This is a genomic window from Marivita sp., from assembly GCF_017643905.1.
In the GTDB taxonomy this organism is placed as follows: domain Bacteria; phylum Pseudomonadota; class Alphaproteobacteria; order Rhodobacterales; family Rhodobacteraceae; genus Marivita.
In genome coordinates this window covers 1-9,060 of record NZ_JAEPMO010000166.1, presented here as the reverse complement: position 1 = coordinate 9,060, position 9,060 = coordinate 1, and the positions used below count along the sequence as shown (strand labels likewise).

7 protein-coding genes are annotated in these 9,060 nt (G+C 61.0%); 4 read left to right on the top strand and 3 right to left on the bottom strand.

Annotation, left to right across the window (positions count from 1 at the left end; all coding sequences use genetic code 11):
* From JJ869_RS19910 to JJ869_RS19900, 3 genes are all read right to left on the bottom strand, one after another.
* Window positions 1-846: ABC transporter permease (locus JJ869_RS19910; RefSeq protein WP_292269941.1), on the bottom strand; the 846-nt coding region annotated here is incomplete at its 3' end.
* Window positions 839-1,876 carry an ABC transporter permease gene (locus tag JJ869_RS19905; RefSeq protein ID WP_292269940.1) on the bottom strand — a complete coding sequence of 346 codons (1,038 nt, stop codon included), beginning with the start codon at window positions 1,874-1,876 and terminating at the stop codon, window positions 839-841. The genes JJ869_RS19910 and JJ869_RS19905, both read right to left, overlap by 8 nt.
* 85 nt (window positions 1,877-1,961) lie before the next feature.
* Window positions 1,962-3,668: a peptide ABC transporter substrate-binding protein gene (locus JJ869_RS19900; RefSeq protein ID WP_292269937.1), complete on the bottom strand. Its 1,707-nt coding sequence runs from the start codon at window positions 3,666-3,668 to the stop codon at window positions 1,962-1,964.
* A 264-nt stretch (window positions 3,669-3,932) separates the two neighbouring features.
* On the opposite strand from JJ869_RS19900, the gene JJ869_RS19895 reads away from it, so the two are divergent.
* The 4 genes from JJ869_RS19895 to JJ869_RS19880 form a co-directional block, all read left to right on the top strand.
* Window positions 3,933-5,753 carry an ABC transporter ATP-binding protein gene (locus JJ869_RS19895; protein WP_292269936.1) on the top strand — a complete coding sequence of 607 codons (1,821 nt, stop codon included), beginning with the start codon at window positions 3,933-3,935 and terminating at the stop codon, window positions 5,751-5,753.
* Window positions 5,754-5,784: 31 nt separating this feature from the next.
* Entirely contained in the window at window positions 5,785-6,708 is a 924-nt protein-coding gene (locus JJ869_RS19890; RefSeq protein WP_292269935.1) for an endonuclease/exonuclease/phosphatase family protein, read from the top strand.
* A gap of 16 nt (window positions 6,709-6,724) precedes the next feature.
* The gene (gene argE / locus JJ869_RS19885) at window positions 6,725-7,891 is read left to right on the top strand and encodes an acetylornithine deacetylase (protein WP_292269933.1); all 1,167 of its coding nucleotides are present in this window, start codon (window positions 6,725-6,727) and stop codon (window positions 7,889-7,891) included.
* Window positions 7,888-9,060: FAD-dependent oxidoreductase (locus JJ869_RS19880; protein WP_292269932.1), on the top strand; the 1,173-nt coding region annotated here is incomplete at its 3' end. The genes argE and JJ869_RS19880, both read left to right, overlap by 4 nt.

Sequence of the window (9,060 nt, the reverse complement as noted above, 5' to 3'; positions counted from 1 at the left end):
GTCGGCCAGCATCTTGCCCCAAGTCGGGAAGTCCGACGGGAAGCCGACGCCAAGGAAGCTGAGGGCGGACTCCGTAATGATCGCCGTTGCAAGGCCCAAGGTGGCCGACACCATGATCGGAGACAGCACGTTGGGCAGCAGGTGGCGTTGCACGATGCGGAATGGTGTGGTTCCGATGGAGCGCGCGGCCAGGATGAACTCGCGTTCCTTAAGGGCAAGGATGTCGCCGCGCACGATACGGGCGGTGGGCATCCAGCTGGTGATCGCGATGATGCCGACGATCAGAACGAACATGCCGCCCTCAGGCCCGAACGCCTCGCGCAGGGGTTGGCGGAACAGGGTCACGGCCACAAGCAGCAGCGGCAGGATCGGCAGCGACAGGAACAGGTCGGTGAGGCGCATCAGCAGCCCGTCCGCCTTGCGCACGAACCCCGCCAGCACGCCGACAACCGTGCCGATGATCAAGCTCAGCACCATTGCAGCCCAGCCCACGGCCATCGAAGTGCGTCCGCCCTGCAGGATTTGCGCAAGTTGGTCGCGGCCCAGCTGGTCTGTGCCGAAGGGGCGGTTCCACGCTGTCTTGGCGCTGGCATCCCAGAGTGCGGTCCAAATCGGGCGCAGGTCCTTGTTTCGGATGTCGAGCTTTTGCGCGTCGACCTGCCAGAGATAGGGGCCAAGGATCACGGCCAACGTAATAAAGACAAGGAAGCCTCCGCCGAACATCGCGCCCTTGTGCTTGCGGAGTTGATCCCACACGTCTTTCCATTGGCTGCGCGGCGGCGCGAGCGGGCCTTTGTCGGCCAGTGCTTCGATCTGGGTCGGGGTCGCGTTCACGGGCTCAGTCATAGCGGATCCTCGGGTCGAGAAGGCCGTAGAGGATATCGGCAATCAGGTTGAAGAGCACGATCAGAACGGCGAAGATGAAGGTCAGTGTCATCACCATGGGCAGGTCATTGGCAAAGAGGGCCGTGATGAGAAGCTGACCGATGCCATTCACCTTGAACACGTTTTCCGTGATGATCGCGCCGCCAAAGATCGACGGGACGTTGAGCGCGATCACGGTGATGACCGGGATCATCGAGTTGCGCAGGACGTGAACCGTGACCACCACAGCTTCGCTCAGGCCCTTGGCGCGGGCGGTGCGGACGTAGTCCTGATTGAGGTTGTCGAGCATTGAGGCGCGCATGTACCGGCTGATCTGGGCGGTGGTTTGCAGCGCCAGCACCATCACCGGCAGGATCATCTGTTGCAGCTGAAGCTTGAAGGCGGCCCAACTGTCCACCACCAGGGTCGTGTCATAGATTGACGGAAACCATCCCAACTGAACCGAGAAGATCACGATCAGCAGCGGGCCGGTGAAGAAGGGCGGGATGGAAAAGCCGATCATCGTGATGAATGTGCCGGACTGATCGAACACCGAATACTGTCGGTAGGCCGAGTAGATGCCGATCGGCAGGGCGATGAGGATGCCCACCACATAGGCAAGACCGACCACCCAGAGTGTTTGCGGGATCCGCTGGATGACGATGTCCATCACCGGGCTGCGGGTCTGCCACGAGATCACGCGCAGTTCACCCTGATAAAGCTGGGTGTCCGGCAGCCAGCCAACCAAGGTGCTGGAATTGGTCAGGTAGTCGATAAAGACCTTGGGTTCGATCCAGAAGACCTGAACCAACCATTTCCAGTATTGCACCAAGGGTGGTTCGCCGACCCCCAAGGCTTGCCGCATCTTCTCCTTGACCTCGGCGGGGACGGTCAGGGGCACCTGCGCCATCGGATCACCGGGCGCAAGTTGCAGAAGCATGAAAATGACAAAACTGATGAACAGAAGCGTCGGAACGGCGAGAACAAGTCGTCGGACGGCGAAGGTCAGCATCGGGAGGCGCCTCGGGTCATAAGTCTTTTGCGGAAATCGAAAAGCAGGGTGGGCACAGGGCCCACCCTACCATCACTGACAGGGATCAGTTGGACTTGATGCGATACCAGTCCGCAACATTCCAGAGTTCGCTGTCCCAGACGTTCAGAACAACGCCACCAAGGCTGTTTGCGTGGGCCGACAGGCGGCCACGGTGCACCAGCGGGATCATCCCGCCATTGTCGGTGATCATCGCGCTCAGTTCACGACCGATGCGCTGGCGCTCGGCCATGTCGGCGGTCTTGGTCAGCTCTGCGTGCAGCGCGTCGAATTCCTCCATGCAGAAGCGGCTGATGTTTTCACCCTGCCACTGCGTTTCGGGGCGAGGCGCGTTGCCGCACAGACCGTTGCCAAGGTAGGACTGCGGGTCCGTGCCGTTGAACGTGTTGGCGTACATCTGCACGTCCGCATAGAACTTCTGGAACGTGTCGGGCGACCCCGCGTCGCCGCCGAAGAACACCGACGCGTCAACGTTGCGCAGTTCGACTTCAAAGCCGATCTGTTCCCACCATTCCTTGATCAGCGCCTGGAAGTCCTGACGGACGGCGTTGGTCGAGGTCTGGTACAGGATCGAGAGCGGCACGCCATTGTGCTCGCGCACGCCATCGCCGTCGGTGTCGACGATGCCTGCGCCATCCAGAAGCGCCTTGGCGCCGTCGATGTCCTGAACGTCACAGCCTTCGAATGTGGAGGCGAAAGCTTCGGGTGCCGGAACCCACGAGCAGCCGACTTTGCCGGCCTGACCGTAGCCGATTTCCACCAACAGCGGACGGTCGATGGCCATCGACATCGCCTTGTAGACGGCCGGTTCCTTAAGGAACGGGTGAGGGTGCATAGCCGTCGAGCGCTCGCCTTCGGGCAGATCCGGGCTTGGGTTGGTCTGGTTGACCATGATGCGCTCCAGCAGCGGGCCGAAGCCAGCGACGGGTACACCTTTGCCGCCTGCTTCCATCTGCGCGATCACGTCGGGTGCCAGCTGGAGGTTCCAGGCGTAGTCGAATTCGCCGGTTTCCATCACGGCCTGACCGGCTGCGCGGGCATCGCCGCCACCTTTGAAAGTCACGCTCGCGAAGGCGGGCTTCGCGGGATCACGATAATTCGGGTTCGCCGACATGGTGATCACGTCGTTCGGCTTGAAGTCGTCGACAACGAACGGGCCGGTTCCGATCGGGTTGAAGTTCTGCTCGGTACAGGTCGATGCTGCAGCGCCAAGACAGCTCGCAAACTGCGCTTTTTGCAGGATCGGGCTTTCGCCACCAACAAAAGGGCCATAGGGGTTTGGCGTCGGGCCGTCGAAATTCACGATAACGGTTAGGTCGTCCGGTGTTTCGACGCTGCTGACGCCATTGAACTTGGTCTGCTGTGCACAGCCGCCTTCGGGATGGGTGCAGTATTCATGGGTAAAGGCCACGTCAGCCGAGGTGAACGGCGTGCCATCCGACCAGAGCAGGCCGGGAGTGATCTTCCATGTGATCTTGGTCAGGTCTTCGCTGACGCCGCCATTGGCGACGGTCGGGATCTCTTCGGCCAGCCAAGGCACCAGATCGCCTTTTTCGTTATAGCGGGCCAGCGGCTCGATGATCATCGAGGCCGATTCCACGTCCTTTGTACCGCCCGACAGGAACGGATTCAGGATCGAGGGCGCTTGCCAATAGATGATCTTGACCTCGCCATCGGCACCACGCTCCGCAAAGGCAGCAGGTGCAAACGCAACGGCGGCAGCAGCCCCCAGAAGTAGGGATTTTAGTTTCATTTGTCTCTCCTTGTTGGACACAGTTATCCCATGTCGTTTTCGTTGGCGGGATCGTCCGGCGCCTGTTCGTCTTTGGTTTCCAAGAACTTGCTTCGAAAGCTTTAGGAATACGCGTCGGTTATGCCCCCTGTGCGCTTATCGAAACAGCTTTTGAGCAAAATGCAAGTCCCGTGGGAGCGATAACAGGAGCGACGTCGAGACAGCGTTTGACTCTGGCCCCGCGTCGGTTAGCGTTTGGGCAACGACAGTAAAAGGACCGCGCCCATGCCGGATGGCAGCATCGCAAAAATCGAAAATCTTCGCGTCGAGTTCCAAACGAAGTCCGGCACGGTCGTTGGCGTCGAGGATGTTTCGTTCGAGATAAATCCCGGCGAAACCGTCTGCGTGGTGGGCGAATCCGGGTCCGGCAAATCGGTGTCATCGCTGTCTTTGATGCGGCTGATCGAATTTGGCGGCGGGGATATTGCGGGTGGGCGATTGCTGTTCGACCGCAAGGATGCGGGCGAGGTGGACCTGTCCAAAACGGATCAGGACTTGATGCGCACGATCCGTGGCAACGAGATCGGCATGATCTTTCAGGAGCCGATGACGGCGCTCAATCCGGTGTTCACCGTGGGCAAGCAGTTGACCGAAGGGTTGCGGCTGCACAAGAACATGAGCAAGGCGCAGGCCGAGGCCCGCGCACTTGATCTGATGCGGCAGGTGCGCATCCCGGAACCAGAGCGGCGGTTGAAACAATATCCGCACGAACTGTCCGGCGGGATGCGGCAACGCGTGGTGATCGCGATGGCGCTGGCTTGTGAGCCACGTCTGTTGATCGCGGACGAACCGACCACGGCGTTGGACGTGACCATTCAGGCCGAGATTCTGGCCCTGATGGACAGGCTCAAGCGGGAAACCGGCACCGCCGTGATGTTCATCACCCACGACATGGCCGTGGTGGCGCAGATGGCGGACCGCGTCGTTGTGATGTTCCGCGGCAACAAGGTGGAAGAGGGCACGGTCCAGGAGATCTTCGAGAACCCGCAGCATCCCTATACCAAGTCGCTTCTGGCGGCGGTGCCCAAGCTGGGCGAGATGACGGGCACCGATCTGCCGCGACCCATGCGGCTTCTGGGGCGCGACGGGTCCGAAGTCCCACCGATCACCGGGTCTGACGAGGTGCTTCTCGAGGTCAAGAACCTGACCACGCGGTTTGAGGTCAAAGGCGGGTTCTTCCGCCAGACCGTGGCCAATGTGCACGCGGTCGAGGATGTGTCTTTCACGGTGAACAAGGGGCAGACGCTGAGCCTTGTGGGCGAATCCGGATGCGGCAAATCCACGGCGGGCCGGTCCATTCTGCGGCTGGTCGAGCCGTTGTCGGGCAGCGTGTTCCTTGATGGCAAGAACATCATGGCGCTGACGCAACCCGAACTGCGCGAGGCCCGGCGCGATATGCAGATGGTGTTTCAGGATCCCTTTGCCTCGCTGAACCCTCAGATGCAGCTGTCTGATCAGGTGTCGGAGCCGCTGCGCAATTTTGGCATCGGGTCGAGGGCGGAGATGCAGAAGAAGGTCGAGAATCTGTTCGACCGGGTGGAGCTGCCGCGCAGCTTCATGCAGCGCTATCCGCACGAATTGTCCGGCGGCCAGCGCCAGCGGATCGCCATTGCGCGGGCCTTGGCGCTCAATCCCAAGCTGATCGTCGCGGATGAGGCGGTGTCGGCGCTTGACGTGTCCGTACAGGCGCAGGTTCTCAACCTGATGCTGGAATTGCAGGCCGAACTGGGTCTGTCCTTCCTCTTCATCAGCCACGATATGGCGGTGGTCGAACGGGTCAGCCACCATGTCGGCGTGATGTATCTTGGACGGATTGTCGAACTTGGCCCGCGCCGTGCGGTGTTCGAGAATCCGCAGCACCCTTACACGCAGGCCCTGATGAAAGCGGTGCCGATTGCCGACCCGCGCAAGCGCAAGTCCGAGAAGGACTTGAACTTCAAGCCAATTCCGTCGCCGATTCACGGTTTGGATTATAAACCCGAACCGTCGATCTACCGCGAAGTGGAACCTGGTCACAAAGTGCTGATCACCGACAGTGGCTACTGATACTTTGTAAAAACGCGGCTAGGGTGCGCGCATGGTACGAGTTCTAAGATGGCTTGGCCGCGGCCTGATTGCGGTGTTCGCGCTTTTGACATTGGTGGCATGTGCGCTGCACGTGACTCAGAGCGAAGGCAATGTGTCCGTTGCGCCGCCTCAGGGCGATGCGCTGCGGATCGCCAGTTACAATGTGCACTACATCTGGCTCGACCGGGAAACCGGAGCATGGTCGGTCGGCGATTGGGAGCGGCGCAAGGGGCCGCTGGACAGTGCGTTCAAGGCGCTGAACGCCGATGTGGTCGCATTGCAAGAGATGGAAAGCTTTCAGCGCGGCGATGACGGATCCGTCAACCTTGCCCGCGATCATCTGCTTGCGGGGAACCCCGATTACGGAGTGGCGGCAACAGGTGATTGGCGGACATTTCCGACGACGCAGCCTTTGCTCTACCTGAAAGACAGGCTGCAACCTATTGATCAGGGATGGTTTTTCTTCTCTGATACGCCTGACGTGATCTATTCCCGCACTTTCAACGGGTCGTTCCCTGCCTTCGCGTCATGGGCGCAGTTCCAAGACCGCGGGACCGGAGCGCGGTTCAGGGTGGTGAATGTGCATTTCGAATATTCCAGCCGGTCAAACAGGCTTTTGTCTGCGGCGCTGACACGGGATCGGATCAAGCCTTGGATTGACGCAGGTGAAACGGTTTTTCTGGTGGGCGACCTGAACGCGCTGCACGGGGCGCAGACGATGGATATTCTGGAAGAATCGGGTGTCGTGTTCGACCGTACGCCGGGGGCCACGTATCACCTGAATCGCGGTGTGCATGTGTTAGGGGCCATCGACCATCTGGCGCGGACGCCGAACGTCACGCTGGACGCAGGGCCGGTTGTTCTGCAAGAGAGGTTTGACGGCGAATGGCCTTCGGACCATCATCCGGTCTACGCTGACTACCTGCTGCCCTGATCCGCAAAGTGAGATTATGCAAAACCGCCTGACGCCGCGTGCCATTCTTGACCATTTGGTAAAATTCCCCACCGTCAGCCGGGACACCAATCTGCCGCTGATCGACTGGGTCGAGGCGTATCTGATCGAACATGGGGTCCATAGCCACCGGCACGTGAAATCCGACGATCCATCCAAGGCCGCGCTCTTTGCCCATGTCGGGCCGGAGGTCGACGGCGGGGTGGTGCTGTCCGGGCACACGGATGTTGTGCCAACCGATGGCCAGCCGTGGAGTACGGATCCCTTCATCGTGACCGAGAAAGATGGCAGGCTTTACGGGCGCGGCACCACTGACATGAAGGGCTTTGACGCGCTCGCCATCTGGGCGCTGGTCGAGGCGCATCATCGCGGCGTGCAGCGCCCGTTGCAGATCGCGCTCAGCTATGACGAGGAAATCGGCTGCACCGGTGCGCCACCGCTGATCGAGGCGATGCAAGGGGTCGTTCCCCGCGCCGATACGGTGATCGTGGGCGAGCCGACGATGCTCAAGGCAGTGACGGGACACAAGGGCAGTGTCAGCTACACCATTCATGTTCACGGGTTCGAGGTGCACTCTTCGGTTATGCATACCGGGGTGAGTGCGATCATGTATGGCGCCAAACTGATCGAATGGGCCAACTGGATGAACGACGAAAGCGCCGCCGCGACGCCTGCGCACGTGGCTGCAATGTTCGATCCGCCTTACACGAATGTGCATGTGGGTGTGATCCAAGGCGGCACCGCGCATAACATCACCGCGAAGGATTGCGAACTGATCATGACGATCCGCGTCGTTCCCGGTGAATCGCTGGAACACTGGGACAACAGCCTGCGCGCCGCTGTGGCCGAGGTCGAGGCGCAGATGCAGGCCGTGCGTCCGGAAACATGGATCGAGATCACGCCGAACTCGGCCTTGCCGCCGTTCAAGTCCGACGATGCGGGCAGTGCCGAGACGCTTGTGCGGCAGTTAACCGGGGACAACGGCAAGCAATACGTGTCCTATGGCACCGAAGCGAGTCATTTCCAAAGCGCGGGTTATTCGGTGGTTGTGTGCGGTCCCGGTGACATTGCCGTGGCGCACCAGCCGGATGAATTCATCACGGTTGACCAATTCAACAAAGGACAGGCGTTCATGGAGCGTTTGCTGGATCACCTCTCGTCATGATGCCTTTTCCGATTTCCGAACAAAGCCCGATTGCCTTTGGCGGGCCATTGCCAGCTGAGACCGATGTGGTTGTCATTGGCGGTGGCGTTATTGGCGTCTGCACGGCGCTTTATCTTGCCCGCAAGGGACGGCGGGTGGTGCTGCTGGAAAAGGGGCGCATCGCGGGAGAGCAGTCTTCGCGCAACTGGGGCTGGATCCGGCAACAGGGTCGCGACCCGGACGAACTTCCCATCATGGTCGAGGCGAACCGCCTCTGGACCGAGCTTGCCAGCCAGACCAATGTCGATATCGGGTTGAAGCGCTCGGGTGTCACCTATCTGGCCGAGAGCGAGAAAGAACTTCAGGTCTATGCCGACTGGCTCCCCTACGCCACGGCGCAGGGTTTGGACACCGAGTTGCTTGACCGTGCGGCGCTCAAGGCACGGTTCCCGGAACTGGCCAAGGGCGGTTTTACTGGCGCAATCACCACGCCGTCCGACATGCGGGCCGAGCCTTGGGTTGCTGTGCCTGCGCTGGCCGGAATTGCGGTGCGCGAAGGCGCGGTGATCGTCGAGGGCTGTGCCGCGCGCAAGCTGGACCTGGAGGCGGGACGCATCACTGGCGTGTTCACCGAGGCCGGGCGCATTGCCTGTTCGGATGTGGTGGTTGCGGGCGGCGCGTGGTCGTCGTTATTCCTGCGAGCGCATGGAGTGTCGATCCCGCAATTGTCGGTGCGGGCCAGCGTTGGGGCGACCGAGCCTGTTCACCTGCCGCATCAAGGGGCTGCGGGTGCGGGTAAGTATGCGTTTCGCACGCGGGCTGATGGCGGGGCCTCACTGGCGGCAGGGGGCTTTCACGAGTTTTTCGTCGGGCCTGACGCATTCCGCGCTCTTCCGAATTTCCGCGCGCAGTTGATGGCGTCTCCGTTTGGGACGCGGTTTCTGCCTGCGGCGCCCAAGGGCTACCCCGATGCGTGGGGCACCAAACGCCAGTGGGCCGAGGATGAAGTGACCCCGTTCGAGGGCATTCGCGTGCTCAACCCGAAACCCAATGCAGGCAAGCTTCGCAAGGTGGCGGCCGAGGTGGAAAAGCTGTTCCCCGAGGTCGGACCGATCCGATATCGCGCGATGTGGGCGGGGATGATTGACACCATGCCCGCTGTCGTTCCCGTGGTGGACCGCGTGGATGCG

Excerpts from the sequence above, each read along its gene's own strand:
- JJ869_RS19895 (WP_292269936.1), top strand. The coding sequence starts at position 3,933 with ATGCCGGATGGCAGCATCGCAAAAATCGAAAATCTTCGCGTCGAGTTC.
- JJ869_RS19890 (WP_292269935.1), top strand. The coding sequence starts at position 5,785 with ATGGTACGAGTTCTAAGATGGCTTGGCCGCGGCCTGATTGCGGTGTTC.
- JJ869_RS19900 (WP_292269937.1), bottom strand. The coding sequence starts at position 3,668 with ATGAAACTAAAATCCCTACTTCTGGGGGCTGCTGCCGCCGTTGCGTTT.
- JJ869_RS19905 (WP_292269940.1), bottom strand. The coding sequence starts at position 1,876 with ATGCTGACCTTCGCCGTCCGACGACTTGTTCTCGCCGTTCCGACGCTT.
- argE (WP_292269933.1), top strand. The coding sequence starts at position 6,725 with ATGCAAAACCGCCTGACGCCGCGTGCCATTCTTGACCATTTGGTAAAA.